This window comes from Streptomyces erythrochromogenes, from assembly GCF_036170895.1.
GTDB lineage: Bacteria > Actinomycetota > Actinomycetes > Streptomycetales > Streptomycetaceae > Streptomyces > Streptomyces erythrochromogenes.
In genome coordinates, this window is record NZ_CP108036.1 from 374,482 (window position 1) to 393,540 (window position 19,059).

The following is a 19,059-nucleotide window of genomic DNA, read 5'->3' on the forward strand; positions in this document are numbered from 1 at the left end:
GCCGGGGGCAGTCGCCGGGGGCCACTCGCCGGGCCGGGTCCCCGCCGGTCAGCGCAGGGATTCGGCCGGGGGGCGCTCGCGGAGGGCGCCGTAGGCGATGAAGTACGCGGGGATCCGGTTCAGCCAGGGTGACTCGGTGACGAGTTCCGTCAACCGCTTGGCGCGCCGGGGGTTGCCGAAGGCGGTGCGGCCGGCGAGGAGCGGTTCGAAGACCTGGGTGTGGGCCAGGCGTTGGAGGCCCTGGGTCGCCACGGTGGTGGGCCAGCGGCGGCGCTGGACGCGGCGTACGTCGTGCAGTCCCACCGTGCCCTCGCGCAGCGGGCGCACGAGGTGGCGGGCCGCGGCAACCGCGTCCTGTACGGCGAGGTTGATGCCGATGCCGCCCACCGGTGACATCGCGTGGGCGGCGTCGCCGATGCACAGCAGACCGGGGCGGTGCCAGCGGCGCAGGCGGTCCAGTCGTACGTCGAGCAGTTTCACCTCGTCCCAGGAGGTGAGGGCGTGGCTGCGGTCGGCCAGCCAGGGGGCGGCCTCCGCGAAGCGGGTCATGAAGCGCTCCAGGCCCTCGGCGCGGCGCTCGGCGTCGGTTCCCTTGGGGATGAGCGCGGCGCACTGCCACTAGTCGCCGCGGTCGATGAGCGCGGTGAAGAACCGGTCGCCCAGGCCGCCGACGAGCCCGCTGGGGTCGTCCTGGTGGCGGGGCAGCCGGAACCACCAGGCGTCCATGGGGCACGGGAAGTGCTCCAGGCCCAGTTCGGGCAGCGCCCTGGCCAGTGAGCCGCGGCCGTCGCAGGCGACGGTCAGGGTGGCCCTGAGTTCGCCGGTGGCGCCGTCCGCGGTGCGGTAGCGCACGCCGCCCACGCGGCCGCCCTCGATGAGGAAGCCGGTCGCCTCGGTGTCCATGCGCAGGTGGAAGGAGGGTTCCCGGCCCGCTTCGTCGGCGAGGAGGTCGAGGAGGTCCCATTGGGGCACCATCGCGATGTAGTTGTACTTGCCGTGCAGGGCCCCGATGTTCCCGACGGTGACCAGGGACCGGTCCGGCCCGATGGGCAGCTGGACCGTGGTGACGCGGCGCTGCGGCAGCCGGGCGAAGCGGTCGGCGAGGCCGATGTCGTCCAGCAGCGACAGGGTGGTGGGGTGCACGGTGTCGCCGCGGAAGTCGCGCAGGAAGTCCCCGTGTTTCTCCAGGACGGTGACCTCCACCCCGGCGCGGGCCAGCAGGAGCGCCAGCACCATTCCGGCGGGGCCGCCCCCCACCACGCAGCAGGTCGTTCGCTCCACGGCACACCGCTTCCTTCGCGGAGATCGGGGATCGGGCGATCCCCAGGGACGTCATACCGCACCGGCGGCGACGGCCCGGGCAGGACACCCCCGGGTCGCGCGTAGGCTCGACCCGTGCCAGCCTCTCGTCTCCACCGCGTCGCCGTCCTCGTCCTCGAAGGCGCGAAGCCGCTCGACGTCGGCATCCCGGCGCAGGTCTTCACGACCCGCGCGAGCATGCCCTACGAGGTGCGGGTGTGCGGTGCGGCGCCCGGGCTCGTGGCCGGCGGCGACGGCCTGTCGTACCACGTGACGCACGGGCTGGATGCCCTGGCGTGGGCCGACATCGTCTTCGTCCCGGGCTACCGCTTCCCGGACCGCGACGACCCGCCGCGGCCCGTCATCGATGCGCTGATCGCCGCCCACGAGCGGGGCGCGCGGCTCGCCGCCATCTCGACGGGGGCGTTCGCGCTCGCCGCGACGGGCCTGCTCGACGGCAAGCGCGCCACGACGCACTGGCACTACGCCCGGGCCCTCACGGCCAAGCACCCGCACGTCCGGGTCGACGAGAACGTCCTGTTCGTCGACGAGGGCAGCGTCCTCACCTCGGCGGGCGCCGCCTCCGGCATCGACCTGTGCCTGCACATCCTGCGCAGCGACCTCGGGGTCGCCGCGTCCAACCACGCGGCGCGGCGCCTGGTCGCCGCCCCCTACCGCAGCGGCGGCCAGGCTCAGTACGTGCCGCGCAGCGTGCCCGAGCCGCTCGGTGAGCGGTTCGCCGCCACCCGGGAGTGGGCGCTGATCCGGCTCGGCGAGCCGCTCACGCTGGAGTCGCTGGCCCGGCACGCCGGGGTGTCGCCCCGTACGTTCTCGCGGCGGTTCGCGGAGGACACCGGGTACACGCCGATGCAGTGGGTCATGCGCGCCCGCGTCGACGTGGCCAGGGAGCTGCTCGAACGCTCCCAGCGCGGCGTCGAGCAGATCGCCGCCGATGTCGGCCTGGGTACGGGCGCGAACCTGCGGCTGCACTTCCAGCGGATCCTGGGCACCACGCCGACCGAGTACCGGCGCACCTTCACGAAGGGCGAATAGGCCGGTGAGGGGCCTGCGAGGGGGCCGTGAGGATCTCGCCACCCCTGTTGGCGAGATCCTTTTGAACAGTGGCGATCACGCCGCTGTCGTGGGCGGGCGCGGGCGGCGAACCTGATGGCGAACGAAAGGGACTCGCTCATGACTCGCATCGCCATCAACGGATTCGGCCGCATCGGACGCAACGTGCTGCGCGCGCTGCTCGAACGCGACAGCGACCTCGAGGTCGTCGCCGTCAACGACCTCACCGAGCCGAAGGCCCTCGCACGGCTGCTGGCGTACGACAGCACCTCGGGCCGGCTCGGCCGCCCGGTGACCGTCGAGGGGAACACCCTGGTCGTCGACGGCCGCCGCATCACGGTGCTGGCCGAGCGGGAGCCGGAGCAGCTGCCGTGGGCCGAGCTCGGCGTGGAGATCGTGCTGGAGGCCACCGGCCGCTTCACCTCGGCCGAGGCCGCTCGCGCCCACCTCAAGGCGGGGGCGAAGAAGGTTCTGGTCAGCGCGCCCTCGGACGGTGCCGACGTCACGCTGGCGTACGGCGTCAACACCGACGCCTACGACCCGGCCGTGCACACCATCGTCTCGAACGCGTCGTGCACGACCAACGCGCTCGCCCCGCTGGCCGCGGTCCTCGACGAGCTCGCGGGCATCGAGCACGGCTTCATGACGACGGTGCACGCCTACACGCAGGAGCAGAACCTGCAGGACGGTCCGCACCGCGACCCCCGCCGCGCCCGCGCCGCCGGTGTCAACATCGTCCCGACCTCGACGGGCGCCGCGAAGGCGATCGGCCTGGTGCTGCCGCAGCTCGACGGCAAGCTGTCGGGCGACTCGATCCGCGTGCCGGTCCCGGTGGGCTCCATCGTGGAGCTCAACACGACCGTCTCCCGCGAGGTGACGCGCGAGGAGATCCTCGAGGCGTACCGCGCCGCGGCCGAGGGCCCGCTGGCCGGCGTGCTGGAGTACTCGGAGGACCCGCTGGTGTCGTCCGACATCACCGGCAACCCCGCCTCGTCGATCTTCGACTCGGAGCTCACCCGGGTCGAGGGCCGCCACGTCAAGGTCGTCGCCTGGTACGACAACGAGTGGGGCTTCTCGAACCGCGTGATCGACACCCTCACGCTCCTGGCCGCGGGCTGAGCAGCCGCCCCGCAGTCAGTGACCCGCGCTCCGGCCGGCCCCTCGGGCCGGCCGGAGCGTGCCGTTTTCAGAAGTCCCCGTAGCGCATGCGGCCGAGGGCCGTCATGGGCCGGTCGTGGGCGGCCACCGGGGCCGGCAGGCACGTGGAGCCCGTGAGGTAGCGGTCCACGGCGGCTGCCACGGCCCGGCCCTCGGCGATGGCCCACACCACGAGCGACTGCCCGCGGCCCGCGTCGCCCGCGACGAACACCCCAGGTGCCCGCCCCCCGCTCGCCGCGAAGCCGGCGTCGCGCGCGTAGTTGCCGCGCTCGTCGTACTCCAGGCCCAGCTGCTCGCGCAGGCCGCCCGCCCGCTCGGGGCCGGAGAAGCCGAGGGCGAGCAGGACCAGCCCGGCGGGTACGACCCGTTCCGTGCCCGCCAGGGGGCTGCGGCCCACGGGCTCGACGGCGGTCAGGTGCAGGGCCCGTACCCGGCCCGCGGCGTCACCCTCGAAGCGCAGGGTGGCGCAGGCGAACAGCCGGGGGTCGCGGCCCTCGCGCCCGCGGGCCTCGTCGTGGGCGTGGGAGATCCGGTACGTCTTCGGGTACACGGGCCAGGGTTCGTCGTCGGTGCGGCCCGGTCCGGGCTCGGGGTTGATGTCGAGCTGGACCACGGAGATCGCGCCCTGCCGCAGGGCGGTGCCCATGCAGTCGGAACCGGTGTCGCCGCCTCCGACGATGACCACGTGCCTGCCTTCGGCAGTGATGGGCGACTTGGACCAGTCGCCCTCCCGCACCCGGTTCGCGCAGGTCAGGTACTCCATGGCCTGGTGGATGCCGCGGAGCTCGCGGCCGGGGACGGGCAGTTCCCTGCGCTCGCCGGCTCCGATCGCGACGACGACGGCGTCGCACCGGCCGCGCAGCTCGGCGGCATCGGCAGCGGCATCACCCGCGGTGGCCGTGTCGTCGGTGCCTCCCACGTCGTGTCCCGTGACGAACACCGTGCCTTCGGCCCGCATCTGCTCGATCCGCCGGTCCAGGTGCGCCTTCTCCATCTTGAACTCGGGGATGCCGTAGCGCAGCAGGCCGCCGATCCGGTCGGCCCGCTCGTGGACCGTGACCGCGTGCCCGGCCCGGGTCAGCTGCTGCGCGGCGGCCAGGCCGGCCGGCCCGGAGCCTATGACGGCGACGGTTTTGCCGCTGTGCCGCTCCGGCGGGCTCGCCGCCATGTAGCCGCGGCGCAGCCCCTCGTCCACGATGGCCTGCTCGACGTTCTTGATGGTCACCGGTTCGGCGTTGATCGTGAGGACGCAGGCGTCCTCGCAGGGGGCCGGGCAGAGCCTTCCGGTGACCTCCGGGAAGTTGTTGGTCGCGTGCAGCCGCTCGTACGCCGCGCGCCAGTCGGCGTGCGCGGCGTAGGCGTTCCACTCGGGTATGAGGTTCCCGAGCGGGCAGCCGGTGTGGCAGAACGGGATCCCGCAGTCCATGCAGCGGTCGGCCTGCCGGGAGACGAGCGGGAGCAGGGCCTGGCCGGCGTGGACCTCGCGCCAGTCGCCGAGCCGTTCCTCGACGGGCCGGGCGGGGACGGGCTCGCGGGGGATCCTGAGGAAGCCGAAGGGATCGGTCACTCGCCGCCTCCCTGGATCGTTCGCGGCGGGGTGTACGGGGGGTGCGCACCGCGGTCCCGGCGCGCGCGTGAAGTGGCGGTGCGACCAGATTACGCCGCCCGGGTGGCGGGTGCGCAGGGCTGCGCACGGCCCTGCGCACCCGCCGGGGTCACCCGCGCAGCAGGGCGCAGACGAAGTCCTCCTGGACCTCCCGGACGCGCGCGAGCAGCTCGGGGTTGTCGGTCAGGGACGTCTGGGTGGTGATCGAGAAGGTCAGCGAGCGCTTTCCGTCCGCCGTGGCCGCCGCCAGCTGCGTGTAGCCGGGCGTGTTGCCGGTGTGGCCGTAGACGGTGCCGCAGCGGGTGGTGTAGCGGTAAAGGGCCAGGCCCGCCGCGGTGCGGCCGGGGCCGGGGGGCTGGGACAGCGCGCCGGGGATGAACCGGAACTGCTCGCGGCGGGTGCGGTCCGAGAAGAGGGCGCCGCCCGCGTACCCGCGGATGAAGGCGGTCAGGTCCTTGGGCGTCGAGACGATGCCGCCTGCCGCCCAGGCACCCGAGGCGCTCACGGCCTCGCTGACGTCGACGGGCCCGTCCTGGGGGTCGATCCGGTAGCCGTGGAGGTAGGGCTCGGGGAGCCGGTAGCCCTGGGGCAGGCTGGTGGCCGTCAGGCCCAGCGGCCGGTACACGAGCTCGCGCAGCAGGGTTTCGTACCGGCGTCCGGTGGCGGCCTCCGCCATCAGGGCGACGGCGATGTTGTCGGAGTTGGAGTACTGGTAGCGGCTGCCAGGCTGGAATTCGAGGTCCTCGTCGGCGACGAAGTCCAGCAGGCGCCGGGAGTCGAAGTGGTGGCGGGGGTCCTCGGAGATGATGTCGATGAACCCCCGGGACGCCGAGTAGTCGGGCAGTCCGCTGGTGTGGTTGAGGAGTTGACGCAGTGTCACCTGATGCCACTGGTCGGGCTGGCCGGGCAGCACCTCGCCGATCGTGTCGTCCAGGCGCAGTCGGCCGCGGTCGACGAGGCTCAGGGCCACCGCTCCGCTGAAGGCCTTGGCGACACTGGCGATCCGCATGTGGTCGGTCGCGCTCGGAGGCCTGCCGCTCCCCACGTCGGCCACGCCCGCGCGGTAGACCTCCCTGTGGTCCCCGTCGCGCAGGACGGCGATGACTCCGGGGGGCCCGTCGGGGCGCTCGACCAGTGCGCGGAGCTCCTGGCGGAGGGCCGCTCCGCGGTCCGGCGGCGGGTTGCGGTCCGCCGCCGCCCGCGCGGGCAGTACGGAGGCACCGAGCAGGGCGCCGCACACGGCGGTGGCGGCGGCCAGGTGCAGCGAGGGGCGGATCCGGCGGGCGTGGCCGTACGGGCGTGGGGACACGGCGGAACCTCCAGGGCAGACACGGGGCGCGGTGGCCCACGATGGCAGGGGTCGCGGTGACGGCGGCGCCGACGCGGCCGCGCGCGGGCGGGCCGTGGCCCATCCGGCCCTGGCGGGCGCCCTCGGTGCGGTCAGCTCCGACCACCCCACCCCACCTCACACCCCAGGCCTTCCATTCATTGCACATTCATGAACAAAACCTCGCATTCGAAGGCCAGAAGATAAATTCGATCTACGATCCTTTTATCCCTTCATCTGGCGGCGAGGTGTACGAGGTCTTCGCGAGGCCCCGGCACGCGATCACCGCCGCCTTCGTGCGCTCCGAGCGGCAAAGCGAGCCGGACGCCGCACTCATGGAACGGCTCCGCGCCCGCCACCCGGGCCGCCTACTCACGGGGACGCTGCCCGTCGCCGACGGCAGCCCCTCCCTGGACGGCCTCTCGGAACTCCCGCAGATCCACGGGGTCGGCTTCACCCTCGTCCACGGCGGGGTCGGCGAGGTCCGCGGACGGCCCCTGGGCAGCGTGACCCCGGAACTGCGCGGTGAGCCCGCCGCGGTCGAGGCCGTCGTCGCCGGGCTCCGCGCACCCGGCCGGGTGGAAGCGGGTGTCCGGTGAAGGCCGACTGGAGCACGCCACCCGCAAGGGCGGTGTGCTGCCCGGCCGGTTCGTGCACGCGGTCCTGGGCACGCTCATCAACACCATCCGGCCCGTCCCGTTCATCATCGCGATCGTCGCGCTCGCCCCGGTCACCCGCGGGGTGGTCGGCACGATGATCGGCACGAACGCCGCGATCTTCCCGATGACGGTCGTCGCGACCTTCGGCGTCGCCCGCATCGTGAAGTCCAACCTGCTGGCCGTCGAACCCGGGGTGATCGAGGCGGCACGGTCGATGGGCGCGAGCCCGCTGCGGATCCTGCTCACGGTCCTCGTCCCCGAAGCCCTCGGACCGCTGGTCCTGGGGCTGACCTTCATGCTCGTGGCGCTGATCGACTTCTCGGCGGTGGCCGGCACCGTCGGCGGAGGCGGCGTCGGCAGCCTGGCGATGACCTACGGCTACCTGCGCTTCGACACCTCGGTGATGGTGGTGACTGTGCTGATCCTGATCGCCCTCGTCCAGTCGGCGCAGCTGCTCGGCAACCTGGTGTCGCGCAAGGTGCTCCGTCGCTGACACCGGTGCGGCTCCTCCTCCCGCCCGGTGGCCGCGGCGGGAGGTTTCAGGCCCCGGCGAGCGAGCAAGCGCCAGGTGACGGGAACACCGATCGAGGAGGCATGTCGCATGGCGGACGAGGGCAAGGACCAGGACGTGGTCGCGGTGATCCTCAAGGACCACCGGAGGATGGAGGAGCTGTTCCGCCGGATGCGGAGCGTCGAGGCCGACCGAGCGGCGGCCCGGGAGAAGTTCGCGGCGCTGCTCATCGCCCACGGCGAGGCCGAGGAGAGCAAGGTCTACGGCGCGCTCAAGCGCTTCAGGGACATCGACGACGACGAGGTGGAGCACGGCGAGGAGGAGCACGCCGAGGGCAACGAGGCGTTGCTGAAGCTCCTGGAGGTCGACGACGTCGGCTCCGAGGAGTGGGACGAGCGCCTGGAGGACCTCGTCAAGGCGGTCACGCACCACCTGGACGAGGAGGAGCGGACCATCCTCAACGGCGCCCGGGAGAACGTCCCCGAGGAGCGCCGGGCCGAGCTGGGCGCCGCCTTCCTGGAGGAGCGCGAGAGGCAGCTCGCGTCGGACTGCGGGAGCATCGAGAACGTACGCAAGATCGTGGGCGCGTAGCGCCGAGGGGCTGGGGACGCGCCGGCCGCCGGGAACGTCAGAGGGCGAGGCGCTCGATGAGTTCCGCGCCGGGGAGCTGCGCGAACAGCTTGCCCGGGGCGATCAGTTTGCCGCGGCGGCGCCCGCTGCCGACGAGCACGTACGGCATGTCGGCGACCACCGGATCGATCAGGAGCGGCCAGCCGTCCGGCATGCCCAGCGGGGTGATCCCGCCGTACTCCATTCCCGTCAGCTCCACCGCCGTGTCCATCGGCGCGAAGGACACCTTGCGTGCGTCCAGGTGGCGCCGGACGGCGCCGTTGACGTCGACCCGGCCGGCGGAGGGTACGAGGCAGGCCGCGAGGGTGGTCGCACCGCCGCGTTTGGCGGCGACCACCACGCAGTTCGCCGACTGACCGAGGAGGTCCTGCCCGTAGTGCGCGACGAAGGCGCCGGTGTCCGCGATGGCGGGGTCGGTGTCCACGTAGAGGATCTGGTCGGCGGGGAGGTCGCCGGCCCAGCCCGCGACCGCGTCGGCCACGGGCGGCACGAGTTCCGCGAGGCAGTCGGGAGCCGGCACGGCGTGGTCGAAGGGCCCTATCGGAGCGCGCATGTGCGCACGGTAACACCGTCCGCCTGCACGGAGAGGGAGCGCGGGGCGACCGGCGGCGGCGCGGGCAGCCGCAGGGGGCGGCTGCCCGGGGTGATCGACCCCAGGACGCGGGGACCCGCGGCGCCGGTGCAGCCGGGAGCGTTGCCCGGGAGGCCGTGCAGGGTGAGGTACCCCAGCACGGCGAACGCGTACGCCTCCTTCGCTGCGGCCGGCAGCCCGAGCTCCTCCGAGGTGCGCAGCGGCGTGCCGGCCAGCTCGGCACGGAGCATCGCCGTGAGCGTCGGGTTGCGCACCCCGCCTCCCGAGGCGAAAACCTCGGTTGCTCCCAGGGGCCGCAGCGCATCGGCGACGGTCCGGGCGGTGAGGCGCGTGAGCGTGGCGACCAGGTCCTGGGGCAGGATCTGCCCGAACTCCGCGAGCCGGGACCGGAGATACCCCGCGTGGAAGAGTTCTTTGCCGGTCGTCCGCGGCGCGGGCAACCGGTAGTACGGCTCGGTGAGCATTCGCCGCAGCAGCCCCTCGTGCACGCGTCCGGAGGCCGCGAGCGCGCCGTCCTCGTCGTACGCGAGGCGCCCGCCGCTGAGTTGGCGTACCGCGGCGTCGATCAGCGCGTTGCCCGGGCCGGTGTCGAAGGCCACGGGGTCCGCGTGCCGGGGCACGACGGTGACGTTGGCGATCCCCCCGATGTTCAGGGCGGCCGGTACGCCGGGGCGGCCGCGCAGCAGCATCAGGTCGATCAGGGCGACCAGTGGCGCGCCCTGCCCGCCGGCCGCGACGTCGCGGGGCCGGAAGCCGGAGACGACCGGGCGGCCGGTGGCCTCGGCGATCCAGGCGGGTTCGCCGAGCTGGAGGGTGCCGTGGACCTGTCCGTCCGCCGCCCAGTGGTACACGGTCTGACCGTGTGAGGCGATCAACTCGGCTCGCCCCTCGCACAGTTCGCGGTCGGCCCGGTCGGCGAGCCGCCCGAAGGCCTGCCCGATGCGGGTGTCGAGCCGGCACACGTCGGCGAGCGTGGTGCGGGCGGGCGGCAGGGCATCGGCCAGCTCGGTCCGCAGGCGGGCCGGGTACGGCTCGCTGACCATGCCCAGCGGGGTGAGGTGCAGTGCGCCGTCCTCCCCGGGCCGGTGTACGAGGTCGCAGGCGGCGGCGTCCACGGCGTCGTACGAGGTCCCGGACATCAGGCCGATCACCCTCATCGCAGCGGCTCCCGGTGGTCGTTGCCGCGCAGGGTCAGCAGCGCCGGCACGCTGAGGGCGCAGGCCGCGGCGGCGTAGTGGGCGGGGACGGCGGTGTTTCCGGTCCGGGCGGTGAGTGCGGTGACGAAGAGCCCCGCGCAGCCGGAGAAGACGGCGTTGGCGAGGGTGTAGGAGAGCCCGAGTCCGGTGCAGCGGACGCGTCTTGGGAACATCTCGGCGAGCATGGCCGGTCCCGGTCCGGCGAGCAGTCCGACCAGCGCGCCCGCCGTCAGCACTGCCGCGATCCGCGCCTGCGTGGGCGTACCCGGCGACTGGAGCAAGTACAGGAGGGGGACGGCGAGTACGGCGATCCCGAGCGCACCCCAGAGCATGACGGGGCGCCGCCCGATGCGGTCGCTGAGCAGTCCCGCGGGCAGGATCGACGCGGCGAACCCGAGGTTGACCAGGGTCGTGGCCAGCAGGGCGTCCCGGAACGACGCCCCCAGCGCGGACTGGAGGTGCGACGGCAGCACGACGAGGAAGGCGTATCCGGCCGCAGACCAGCCCATGATCCGCCCGATGCCGAGGACGACGGCACGGGCCTGCTCCCGTACGCCGGTTGTCCCGGCCGGGTCCGTCGTGCTGGTCGCGGCCGCGGGCCCGGCCGGGGGCGCGCCCGGTGGTTCCTCCAGAGCCGTACGCAGCCACAGCGCGACCACTCCGAGGGGCAGGGCCAGCAGGAACGGGATGCGCCACCCCCAGGCGTACAGGGCCGCGGCGGGCAGGACCGTCGCCAGGGCCGCGGCCGTGGCGGCTCCGGTGAGCAGCCCCAGGGCGACGGTGAAGGACTGCCATGCGCCGTAGAGGCCGCGGCGGCCGGGCGGTGCGTACTCGGCCATCAGGGACACCGCGCCGCCGAACTCGCCGCCCGCGGACAGTCCTTGGAGTGCGCGCAGCAACGTCAGCAGCCAGGGGGCCGCGGCGCCGATGTCGGCCCGTGTGGGCAGGAGCCCGATCAGCGTGGTGGCGAGCGTCATGAGGCCGATGACGAGGACGAGGGTGGGGCGTCGGCCGAACCGGTCGCCGATGCGCCCGAACAGGAGGGCGCCGACGGGCCGGAAGAAGAAGGCGAGGGCGAACGCGGCGTAGGTGGCGACCAGTGCTTCGGCGCCGCCCTGAACTGCCGCACCCGTTCCCGCTTGAGGGGTGAAGAAGTTGGCCGCAATGACGGTGGCGAAGCAGCCGTAGACGCCGAACTCGTACCACTCGACGAGGTTGCCGGCCGAACCGGCGAGCAGGGCCCGGCGGGCCGCGGAGCGGGGCGGTGTCGCCGGGAGCAGGTCGGTCGTGGTCACCCGTGCTGCGTGCCCGTTCCGCGGCGGGCCGATGCCTGTCGGCATCCCGATTCAGCACATCGGCCGTGGTGCCGCCGTCACGTCGTCCAGTATGCAAATCATCCATGCCTATCATCTCGAATCGAACGCAAAATCGGGACAAATCACATCGTGTCCGATGCGGCCGGGGCAGGACGTCCGGGAAAACTGGTCCGCCGTCAGAGCCAAGACGACTGCCACCGAGAACAGGACCAGGCCACTGATCTGAATTCGTCGCCTGCCAACCGATTGCGGAGGTGTCACGATGTCCTGCTCCAGGACCGACTTCCGAAAGGCCCTCAAGGGCACTTCTCCGATCTGCTGTTGCCCGAGAGTGCGTGCCGTCTTCTTCATACTGCTCCTCGCGGCCGGCGCCCTGACCGGCCACACGGACCCGGCTCACGCGGCACCGTCGTACGGCGAGAAAGCCGTCGCGGTGGCCGCCTCCAAACAGGGCTCGCCGTATGCCTACGGCGCCACGGGCCCCAAACGCTTCGACTGTTCGGGGCTCACCCTCTACGCCTTCAAGAAGGCCGGCAAACGCCTCCCGCGCACGGCCGAGCAGCAGTACGAACACACACGTCACATCCCCAAGGCCGATCGCACGGCCGGTGACCTGGTCTTCTTCCCCCGAGGAGGGACCATGGGCCATGTCGGCATCTACGCCGGCGACGACAGGATCTGGCACGCTCCCCGCCCCGGCACGAGAGTGCGTCTGGAGCGGATCTGGAGCGAAGCGGTCCGCTACGGACGCGCCACCTGATCAGCAGCCGTCCGCGTCCACGCCCGCGCTCACCGCCGGACCAGTGGTGGCAGCCGTACGCGCGCGTGCACGTCGGCCGAACCCGGGTCACCGATCCCTTCTCGGTGGCACGCGTGACCCGGAAGCGGGCGACGGCACCGCGCGGCCGCCCGGTGCGGCCTAGTGCAGCCGCCAGGTGAGCTTCCCGCCGCCGACCCAGCGGACGGCGTCCGGATCGTCGAGGTCGTGGATGGTGATCCCCGCGTCCGCGGCAGCCAGGATCACGTCGGTCATGGATGTCGCCATGCGGACCATCTCCCCGTCGATCTCGACGATCCGGAAGGGTGGGTCGCCGGGCTGCACCCCCAGGACGGTGACTCGCGGCGAGGACATGTACGGGCTCATGCTCTCTGTCATGCGGAGATCGTTCCATGCCGAACCCCGGGTCCGCTCGATTGGCAGCGCGTCGGACGCCCGCAATGACACACCCGCGGGCGTTGTCAGTGCGCTCGTGCAAGATCGACACAGGACTCACGCTCCCGCCGCCGCCCGGTGGATCGGCCTGCTCAGGCCGGGCCTGCGGCTGGCGCACGCCGGTGACGGGTCGGCTCGGCGGGCTGCCGGACCTGCCCCTCGACATGCCGTGGCCGGAAGGGGAGGTGGAACGGCCCGCCCTGCCACATCGCGTCCGGCCTCGCCCTGCCCGCCTCCGGCACCCTCCTCTTCTTCCTCTTCGACGGGCGCCTCGACGACGAGGACTGCATGGTCCACCCGAGTGACCCCGAGACCCGGCCGGGCTCCCGGGTCCCGCACGTGCCCGCCGGCACCCGGCCCCCGCCGAACTCTCGGCTGAGCGTGCCCACGTCCGACGCCCCGGACTCCGCGCAGCCTTCGGCGAGGCCGACCTGGCGGCGGGCCGCTTCGAGGAGGCCATGTTCACCTGGCAGTGCTGCTGACTCCCGCCGGGGGGAGGAGATCTGAGTACGTGTACTGAGTACGTGCACTCTGACGCGGCCGGCGGGACGCCGCCACGATGGTGATCACCAAGGCCCCAACGTCCCACCCGGGCATCACGAGGAGTCCCATGCGTTCTGGACCGGTGCGCACCTTCGCCGGCATCACCTTCGGCAACTGGCTGTCGAGGGCGTACCTCGGCTCGGCCGCGTTCCTGCTGCTGATAGGCGCCGGGGACGGCGGCAACCAGGTGGCCGGGCTGTTCGCCCTGATGCTGGCCGTCCCCACCGGGGCCCTGCTGCTGTCGGTGGTCAACTCGCTGGGAGCCTGGGCACAGACCGACGCGAGCATCTGGGGCATCCTGGCGTTCTCCTACGTCTTCCAGGCCTGGCTGCTGGGCCTGATCGTCCGTGCGGTCCGCCGGGGGCGGCGCGGCGCCGACCTCTGACCGCGCCGGCGCGGGCGGTATTCGCCGAGGTCAGGGCGTCTGCGGATGCGGCCCGGTCGATCATCGGCAACCCTGGCCGTGGGGGACGGACGCAAAGGAGACCGTCGTGTCGATGATGGACAAGCTCAAGCAGATGCTGCGCGGCCACGAGAGCCAGGCCGGACAGGGCATCGACAAGGCCGGCGACTACGTCGACGGCAGGACCCAGAACAAGTACAGCAGCCAGGTGGACACCGCCCAGGACAAGCTCAAGGATCAGCTGCGCCGCGACCAGGGAAACCCCCCGCCGCCCCAGGCCTGATTCCCCCACCGCACGGCTCCCGCCGCTTGGCTCCCGCCGCTTGGCTCCCGCCGGGGTGGCCGGTTTCGCGGGGCGGGATGGATGGGGTTGGGCGGTGCCGCTCGGCTCCCGCCGGGGTTGCGGGTTTCCGCGGGGCGGGATGGATGGGGTGGGGCGGTGCCGCTTGGCTCCCGCCGGGGTTGCGGGTTTCCGCGGGGCGGGATGGGTCGGGTGGGGCGGTGCCGCTTGGCTCCCGCCGGGGTTGCGGGTTTGCGTGGGGCGGGATGGATGGGGTGGGGCGGTGCCCCGCCGGAGTGTCTCCTCGGCTCGGCGCGTGCGGGGTGTCTCGGCGAGGCGGCCTGGGTCGCGCGCTCGTCCTGCGGGGACACTCCGCCGTGTCCCCACCCCACGCCATGACTCCGCCCGGACAAGACCACGCCTCCCGGAACCGGGCTCGTACGGCTGGAGCGGGGACGGGGAGGGGTGTCCCCGCAGGACGAGCGCGCAACCACCGGGTACAGCCGAGACATGCCCGCACGCGCCGAGCCGAGGAGACACCCCTCCGCGGCACCGCGACCCGCCCGCACGGGGAATGGACTCCGCCCGTACCGCAATGCCACGGACCGGCCACACCGCGCCCGGACCCGCCCGCCCCCCGCGAGGGGAACGGCACCGCGCCCGGATCCCGCCCGTACCGCGACGCCACGGACCGGCCACACCGCGCCCGGACCCGCCCGCCCCCCGCGAGGGGAACGGCACTGCGCCCGGATCCGCCCGGCCCCGGCCAGTTCTCGCGCAGCATGCCGCGTCGGGAGCACGTACGGGCGTGGTGACCACCCCATGGGCAGCCGATACGCCTCGCGCCGCCGAACTCACCGCGCACGCTCGGCCATGCCGTCGTCGTCACCCACTGCGCGTACGGGCAACCGACGGGCCATCCGGATCACGTCCACACCCACCGGGTGACGCTCCTCGCCGCACACGCCGCAGGGCTCGCGCACCTGTACCCCCGAGGCCGTCCACCTGGCCGCGCACCCGGAGTCGGGGGTCGCGGAACTCGGGCCGCTCCTGGCCCGGGTGGGCAAGACACTGCTCAGCGTGCCGGACACGCACAGCCGTGGCTCCCACCGCAGCGCGGCGGCGCGGCGGCGCGGGAGCGCTCGATGCCCCGCACCCTCCGGCCGCGGCGCACGGTCACGCGGTGGCCGTGAAGCGGTGGCTCGGTTCGCCGCGGAGCCTGCCGGGCGGCAGTCTGCGGCCGAAGGCGAGCAGGAGGAGGTCCTGGGCCGCGCCGTGGACGGGGGACCCGGAACCGTACGACCAGTCCAGGTCCTCGGCGCGCAGCTGCACGCCGCCGATGTCGACGCCGAAGAACCTCAGTCCGCCGGGCCGGATCCCGGCGAGCAGCACGCGCAGCCGGTCCTCGGGGACCCGCCGGTCGAGGCCGAGGGCGACCGTGATGTCCAGTCCGTGCACCACGTCGTGGCCGAGGGCGGCCGCGAGCCCGCCGACCGGTGGCGTCCACGGGTGGTGGGCGCCGTCCCGCAGGAACGCGGCGAGCTCGGCCGGCGCATGAGCGGCCGCGTCCCTGCGTGCGACCCGGTCGGTCATGCGGTGCAGGTTCCCGCGCGCCCGGGCCAGTTGGCCCATGGTCGCGGGCAGGGAGAGCCGGAACCCCATCGACATGTGGGCCGCGACCTCACGGACCCGCCAGCCCGCGCACAGGCTGGGCTCGTCCCACTGGTCGTCCCGCAGGCCGTCGAGCAGATCGGCCAACTCCTGGCGTTCCGCCGCGATCAAGGCCCTGACCTCGGCCTTGTGCCCTTGCTGAGAAGTCGTGTTCGCCATGCGGTCCAGCCTGGCGCCAACGGGGCCATACCTCCAATAGATTGATGTGCTGCGCATTAGAATCACTGGTTATGGAGCTCCGCCAGTTGCGCTACCTCGTCGCCGTCGTCGACGAGGGCGGTTTCACCCGCGCCGCCGCCCGGCTGCATCTGGCCCAGCCCGGACTGAGCGCCCAGATACGCCAGTTGGAGAAGGAACTCGGGCAGCCGCTGCTCGACCGGTCCGGCCGGTCGGTGACGCCGACCGAGGTGGGCCGGGCCGTCCTGCCGTACGCGCGGGCCGCGCTGGCCGCCGCCCACGCGGTACGGCAGACCGTGGACGAGCACACCGGACTGCTGCGCGGCAAGGTCACGCTCGGGCTGGTCTCCGGCGCCACCGGTCATGCTTTCGACGTCGCCGCGTTCCTCGCGGACTTCCACGCTTCCCATCCCGCCCTGGAGATCGCGCTGACCGAGGACACCTCGGAGCGGATGCAGGCCGCGCTCCTGGCCGGCGAGATCGACATCGCCCTCCTCGGGCCCACGGCGGAGGAGCCTCCTCCGGGACTCTCCTACCGGACGGTCATCGACGCTCCACTCGGCGCCGCCGTCGCACCCGGGCACCCGCTGCTCGGCCCCGCCGACCGCACCGCGGTACCGCTGGCCGAGCTGCGCGACCGGCCGCTGATCTGTCTGCCGCGCGGAACCGGCGTACGGGCCGCCCTCGAACGGGGCTGCGCCCGGGCGGGGTTCCGGCCCCGGGTCGCCTTCGAGGCGGCGTCCCCGCAGGTCCTCGCGCAGCTCGCCGCCCGCGGCCTGGGCGTCGCCGTGCTGCCGCTCGGGGAGGAGGGGTCAGGCGTCGGCGACGGGCTGCGCGCCCTGCGCCTCCTGGGGGCGGGCCTGCGTGCCCGTATCGTCCTCGCCCGGCCGGCCAGCGGGCCTACGAGCCCTGCGGCGCGTGCCCTGCTGGACCGTCTGGGTGAGGCCCTGCCCGACGTCTCCGAGGGTGCGGGGGCGGGATCACCGTTCTGACCAGGTGATCGCGCCCGTGCCCAGGCCGATCACGGCCCGGGGCAGCATGGGCTCGTCACTGCGGCGGGAGAGCAGCACGACCTCGTGGACCCGTGCCGCCGTGCTGCCCAGGCGGGCCGTGCACTGCGCGGTCAGGCTCCGCGGCTCGTGGGTGCGCCCGAGCGAGAGGTGCGGTGTGAACGCCGGGAACCGGCCGCGGCATCCCGGGAAGGGCTCCGCCAGGCTCTCCTGGAGCGCCGCCCACGGGGCGAGGCCGGCCGCGGCGGGGTCCAGCCACACGGTGGCGTAGGCACGGTGCCGGAACGCGTGCACCCCGCTGAGCCTGATGGCGAAGGGCTCGATACCGGTCGCCGCGGCGGCCAGCAGCGGGGCGGCCCGGTAGAAATCGGCCTCCGGGACGAAGCCGAAGACCAGGTTCACGTGCGGGGGCCAGCGGCGGATCTGCGGGTCGTGCTCGGCCCGGATGCTCTGGATCGCCGGCCACAGCCCGTCCGGAGGAAGCCACACGACGGCGGTCCGGGGCGTGGGGGCCACCGTGAGGAAGCCGGGGGACGCGTTCACACGGCCATCATGCCCCCGGACCCCCGGCCGACCGCCGGTCCGGCCTCCCGTTCGCTCAGCCGGTGAAGGATCCGTGGCGGCCGGCTCCTGCCGCGAAGCGGTCGGCGCCGGCCTGCGTCTCGCCGGCCGTGAGCGGTACGAGGCCGTGCCGGTATTCGGCGGCCAGGGCATCCCGCTCGCCCAGACCGTGCTGTTCCCGTACGGAGAGCCGGTCGTGCCGCAGGCACAGCTGCGGGAACCCGGCGATCTCGTGCGCGAGGCGTTCCGCCGCGCGGCGGGCCTCGCCGGGTGGTACGAGGCGGTTGACCAGACCGATCGCGTGCGCCTCGGCAGCGGTCACGGGGCGGCCGGTGAGGATGAGGTCCATGGCGCGGCTCTCGCCGATCAGGCGGGGCAGCCGCACCGTACCGCCGTCGATGAGGGGCACGCCCCAGCGGCGGCAGAACACCCCGAACGTCGCGTCCTCCTCGGCCACCCGCAGATCGCACCACAGGGCCAGTTCGAGGCCGCCGGCCACCGCGTGACCGCTGATCGCGGCGATCACCGGCTTGGTCAGGTCCATCCGCGTGGGGCCCATGGGCCCGTCGCCCTCGGCCAGCACCCGGTTGCCACGGTCGGTCCCGACTGCCTTCAGGTCCGCGCCCGCGCAGAACGTACCGCCGTCGCCCCACAGGACGGCGACGGACGCGTCCTCGTCCGCTTCGAACGCTCGGAAGGCGTCGGCGAGCCGGGTCGCGGTCGGGCCGTCGACCGCGTTGCGGGCGCCCGGGCGGCCGAGGACCACCGTGGTGACGGGCCCGTCCCGTTCGATCCGGACGGAGTCCGGTTCTGCGGGCGGGGCGGGGGGCGGCGCCCCTGCCGGTTCGGAGGTCGTGGCCACGGCGGATCTCCATGGGTCGAGTGATGTCGTCGGACGCGCGGGAGGTGCGGACGACCACTCTGGAGCAATCACGGCCCCGGCACGAGAGGGGGCGCGGGCCGGGGGACTCCCATCGGCCCGGACACGCACGTTCGGACCAGGCCGAACGGGGTATACGCCTTGTCCCGATCCTATGCAGAGACCCGGGCGGTGAGACCGAGATGTCCCAGTGCAAGATCCCCGACTACCGCACCGGCCACCGCGGCCGCCACTGGACCCATGCCCTGCGCAGTGCCCAGCGGGCCGGGGCCGTGATCGTCACCGACGACACCCGTGAGCCGGTCACCTACGCCCATGACGGCACCGGGCCCGGCCGCTTCCGGCCCTGGCTCACCGCCGCCGGAGACCGCTACGACAGCCACGACGTCCACCCCGAGTGGTAGGCCGTGGCCGCCCGGCGCGGCCGCGTGTTCAGGCGCCCGGCTGCCCGGCAGTACAGGAGGGGCACAGCCCGCGGTAGACGACCTCGACCTCGGACACCGCGAAGCCGAACCGCTCCTGCGCCGGCAGCCCGGCCAGGGGGTCGCCGGTCGGGTGGACGTCGCGGATGAGCCCGCAGCCGGAGCACACCAGGTGCTGGTGCGGCCGGTGCGCGTTGGGGTCGTAGCGCTTGGCCCGTCCGTGCGCGGAGAGCTCCGCGACCTCACCGAGGGCGACGAGCTCGCCCAGCGTGTTGTAGACGCTGGCCCGGGAGATCTCCGGCAGTCGCCCGGCCGCACGGGCGTGCACCTCGTCGGCGGTGAGGTGCACGTGCTCGCCGTCGAGGACCTCCGCGACGACACGCCGCTGGGACGTCATGCGCCAGCCGCGCCCCCGCAGCCGTTCCAGCAGGTCACTCATTTCGGCTCACCAGTTCACGCTCGGCGGGACACAAGGACTTCGGCGGGCCCTGCCGCGGGCCCGAAAAAGCGAGCTACAGATTACCCGGCGGAGAA

General features: G+C 73.5%; 20 protein-coding genes and 1 pseudogene. 10 read left to right on the forward strand and 11 right to left on the reverse strand.

Going from position 1 to position 19,059, the window contains the following annotated elements; all coding sequences use genetic code 11:
• Positions 1–48: 48 nt before the first annotated feature.
• Positions 49–1,281: pseudogene (locus OHA91_RS39805) on the reverse strand (FAD-dependent oxidoreductase).
• Between the two features lie 114 nt (positions 1,282–1,395).
• Here OHA91_RS39805 and OHA91_RS01865 point away from each other — a divergent pair.
• Together OHA91_RS01865 and gap are read left to right on the forward strand one after the other, a co-directional pair.
• Positions 1,396–2,352 carry a GlxA family transcriptional regulator gene (locus tag OHA91_RS01865; RefSeq protein WP_266496306.1) on the forward strand — a complete coding sequence of 319 codons (957 nt, stop codon included), beginning with the start codon at positions 1,396–1,398 and terminating at the stop codon, positions 2,350–2,352.
• Positions 2,353–2,490: 138 nt separating this feature from the next.
• On the forward strand, positions 2,491–3,489 hold the full coding sequence (gene gap / locus OHA91_RS01870) for a type I glyceraldehyde-3-phosphate dehydrogenase (protein WP_266496304.1): 999 nt from the start codon (positions 2,491–2,493) through the stop codon (positions 3,487–3,489).
• Positions 3,490–3,556: 67 nt separating this feature from the next.
• Here the strand turns inward: gap and OHA91_RS01875 are convergent, their stop codons facing one another.
• The gene (locus tag OHA91_RS01875; protein WP_328738406.1) at positions 3,557–5,095 is read right to left on the reverse strand and encodes a glutamate synthase subunit beta; all 1,539 of its coding nucleotides are present in this window, start codon (positions 5,093–5,095) and stop codon (positions 3,557–3,559) included.
• A gap of 148 nt (positions 5,096–5,243) precedes the next feature.
• Complete coding sequence (locus tag OHA91_RS01880; RefSeq protein WP_328738407.1) at positions 5,244–6,443, reverse strand: serine hydrolase domain-containing protein; 1,200 nt, start codon at positions 6,441–6,443, stop codon at positions 5,244–5,246.
• 266 nt (positions 6,444–6,709) lie between these two features.
• On the opposite strand from OHA91_RS01880, the gene OHA91_RS01885 reads away from it, so the two are divergent.
• From OHA91_RS01885 to OHA91_RS01895, 3 genes are all read left to right on the forward strand, one after another.
• Positions 6,710–7,060 (forward strand): NIL domain-containing protein, encoded by a 351-nt coding sequence (locus OHA91_RS01885; protein WP_328738408.1) that lies wholly within the window; start codon positions 6,710–6,712, stop codon positions 7,058–7,060.
• On the forward strand, positions 7,050–7,613 hold the full coding sequence (locus OHA91_RS01890; RefSeq protein ID WP_328738409.1) for a methionine ABC transporter permease: 564 nt from the start codon (positions 7,050–7,052) through the stop codon (positions 7,611–7,613). Before OHA91_RS01885 ends, OHA91_RS01890 begins: the two co-directional genes overlap by 11 nt.
• Positions 7,614–7,721: 108 nt before the next feature.
• Positions 7,722–8,222, forward strand: coding sequence for a hemerythrin domain-containing protein (locus tag OHA91_RS01895; protein ID WP_328738410.1), 501 nt, complete (start codon positions 7,722–7,724; stop codon positions 8,220–8,222).
• Between the two features lie 37 nt (positions 8,223–8,259).
• On the opposite strand, the gene OHA91_RS01900 is transcribed toward OHA91_RS01895, so the two are convergent.
• The 3 genes from OHA91_RS01900 to OHA91_RS01910 are packed head-to-tail and all read right to left on the reverse strand — an operon-like array spanning position 8,260 to position 11,344.
• Positions 8,260–8,814: a YbaK/EbsC family protein gene (locus OHA91_RS01900; protein WP_266496291.1), complete on the reverse strand. Its 555-nt coding sequence runs from the start codon at positions 8,812–8,814 to the stop codon at positions 8,260–8,262.
• Positions 8,799–10,010, reverse strand: coding sequence for an anhydro-N-acetylmuramic acid kinase (locus OHA91_RS01905; RefSeq protein ID WP_328738411.1), 1,212 nt, complete (start codon positions 10,008–10,010; stop codon positions 8,799–8,801). The genes OHA91_RS01900 and OHA91_RS01905 overlap by 16 nt, the downstream gene beginning before the upstream one ends.
• Positions 10,007–11,344, reverse strand: a complete 1,338-nt coding sequence (locus OHA91_RS01910; RefSeq protein WP_266496286.1) for an MFS transporter — start codon at positions 11,342–11,344, stop codon at positions 10,007–10,009. The genes OHA91_RS01905 and OHA91_RS01910 overlap by 4 nt, the downstream gene beginning before the upstream one ends.
• 352 nt (positions 11,345–11,696) lie before the next feature.
• On the opposite strand from OHA91_RS01910, the gene OHA91_RS01915 reads away from it, so the two are divergent.
• Positions 11,697–12,125, forward strand: a complete 429-nt coding sequence (locus OHA91_RS01915) for a C40 family peptidase (protein WP_266496283.1) — start codon at positions 11,697–11,699, stop codon at positions 12,123–12,125.
• Positions 12,126–12,284: 159 nt separating this feature from the next.
• Here the strand turns inward: OHA91_RS01915 and OHA91_RS01920 are convergent, their stop codons facing one another.
• On the reverse strand, positions 12,285–12,521 hold the full coding sequence (locus OHA91_RS01920) for a hypothetical protein (RefSeq protein WP_136228390.1): 237 nt from the start codon (positions 12,519–12,521) through the stop codon (positions 12,285–12,287).
• Between the two features lie 667 nt (positions 12,522–13,188).
• Between OHA91_RS01920 and OHA91_RS01925 the strand changes: the two genes are divergently transcribed.
• Positions 13,189–13,506: an SCO4225 family membrane protein gene (locus tag OHA91_RS01925; RefSeq protein ID WP_266496280.1), complete on the forward strand. Its 318-nt coding sequence runs from the start codon at positions 13,189–13,191 to the stop codon at positions 13,504–13,506.
• 106 nt (positions 13,507–13,612) lie between these two features.
• The gene (locus OHA91_RS01930; protein ID WP_266496278.1) at positions 13,613–13,807 is read left to right on the forward strand and encodes an antitoxin; all 195 of its coding nucleotides are present in this window, start codon (positions 13,613–13,615) and stop codon (positions 13,805–13,807) included.
• 1,173 nt (positions 13,808–14,980) lie between these two features.
• Here OHA91_RS01930 and OHA91_RS01940 read toward each other — a convergent pair.
• Positions 14,981–15,634 carry a maleylpyruvate isomerase family mycothiol-dependent enzyme gene (locus OHA91_RS01940; protein ID WP_266496275.1) on the reverse strand — a complete coding sequence of 218 codons (654 nt, stop codon included), beginning with the start codon at positions 15,632–15,634 and terminating at the stop codon, positions 14,981–14,983.
• 71 nt (positions 15,635–15,705) lie between these two features.
• On the opposite strand from OHA91_RS01940, the gene OHA91_RS01945 reads away from it, so the two are divergent.
• A complete protein-coding gene (locus OHA91_RS01945) occupies positions 15,706–16,644 on the forward strand; it encodes a LysR family transcriptional regulator (RefSeq protein WP_328738412.1) in 939 nt (312 codons plus the stop codon).
• On the opposite strand, the gene OHA91_RS01950 is transcribed toward OHA91_RS01945, so the two are convergent.
• Positions 16,633–17,205 (reverse strand): 2'-5' RNA ligase family protein, encoded by a 573-nt coding sequence (locus tag OHA91_RS01950; protein ID WP_328738413.1) that lies wholly within the window; start codon positions 17,203–17,205, stop codon positions 16,633–16,635. The genes OHA91_RS01945 and OHA91_RS01950 overlap by 12 nt on opposite strands.
• 55 nt (positions 17,206–17,260) lie before the next feature.
• Complete coding sequence (locus OHA91_RS01955) at positions 17,261–18,016, reverse strand: crotonase/enoyl-CoA hydratase family protein (protein WP_328741054.1); 756 nt, start codon at positions 18,014–18,016, stop codon at positions 17,261–17,263.
• Positions 18,017–18,285: 269 nt separating this feature from the next.
• On the opposite strand from OHA91_RS01955, the gene OHA91_RS01960 reads away from it, so the two are divergent.
• The gene (locus OHA91_RS01960; protein ID WP_266496269.1) at positions 18,286–18,507 is read left to right on the forward strand and encodes a hypothetical protein; all 222 of its coding nucleotides are present in this window, start codon (positions 18,286–18,288) and stop codon (positions 18,505–18,507) included.
• Between the two features lie 28 nt (positions 18,508–18,535).
• On the opposite strand, the gene OHA91_RS01965 is transcribed toward OHA91_RS01960, so the two are convergent.
• Complete coding sequence (locus tag OHA91_RS01965) at positions 18,536–18,964, reverse strand: Fur family transcriptional regulator (protein ID WP_266496266.1); 429 nt, start codon at positions 18,962–18,964, stop codon at positions 18,536–18,538.
• Positions 18,965–19,059 lie beyond the last annotated feature (95 nt).

What these genes read in the sequence shown, in the direction of transcription:
- gap (WP_266496304.1), top strand. Translation starts at nt 2,491, where the DNA reads ATGACTCGCATCGCCATCAACGGATTCGGCCGCATCGGACGCAACGTG.
- OHA91_RS01895 (WP_328738410.1), top strand. Translation starts at nt 7,722, where the DNA reads ATGGCGGACGAGGGCAAGGACCAGGACGTGGTCGCGGTGATCCTCAAG.
- OHA91_RS01900 (WP_266496291.1), bottom strand. Translation starts at nt 8,814, where the DNA reads ATGCGCGCTCCGATAGGGCCCTTCGACCACGCCGTGCCGGCTCCCGAC.
- OHA91_RS01905 (WP_328738411.1), bottom strand. Translation starts at nt 10,010, where the DNA reads ATGAGGGTGATCGGCCTGATGTCCGGGACCTCGTACGACGCCGTGGAC.
- OHA91_RS01920 (WP_136228390.1), bottom strand. Translation starts at nt 12,521, where the DNA reads ATGACAGAGAGCATGAGCCCGTACATGTCCTCGCCGCGAGTCACCGTC.
- OHA91_RS01925 (WP_266496280.1), top strand. Translation starts at nt 13,189, where the DNA reads ATGCGTTCTGGACCGGTGCGCACCTTCGCCGGCATCACCTTCGGCAAC.
- OHA91_RS01940 (WP_266496275.1), bottom strand. Translation starts at nt 15,634, where the DNA reads ATGGCGAACACGACTTCTCAGCAAGGGCACAAGGCCGAGGTCAGGGCC.
- OHA91_RS01945 (WP_328738412.1), top strand. Translation starts at nt 15,706, where the DNA reads ATGGAGCTCCGCCAGTTGCGCTACCTCGTCGCCGTCGTCGACGAGGGC.
- OHA91_RS01960 (WP_266496269.1), top strand. Translation starts at nt 18,286, where the DNA reads ATGTCCCAGTGCAAGATCCCCGACTACCGCACCGGCCACCGCGGCCGC.
- OHA91_RS01965 (WP_266496266.1), bottom strand. Translation starts at nt 18,964, where the DNA reads ATGAGTGACCTGCTGGAACGGCTGCGGGGGCGCGGCTGGCGCATGACG.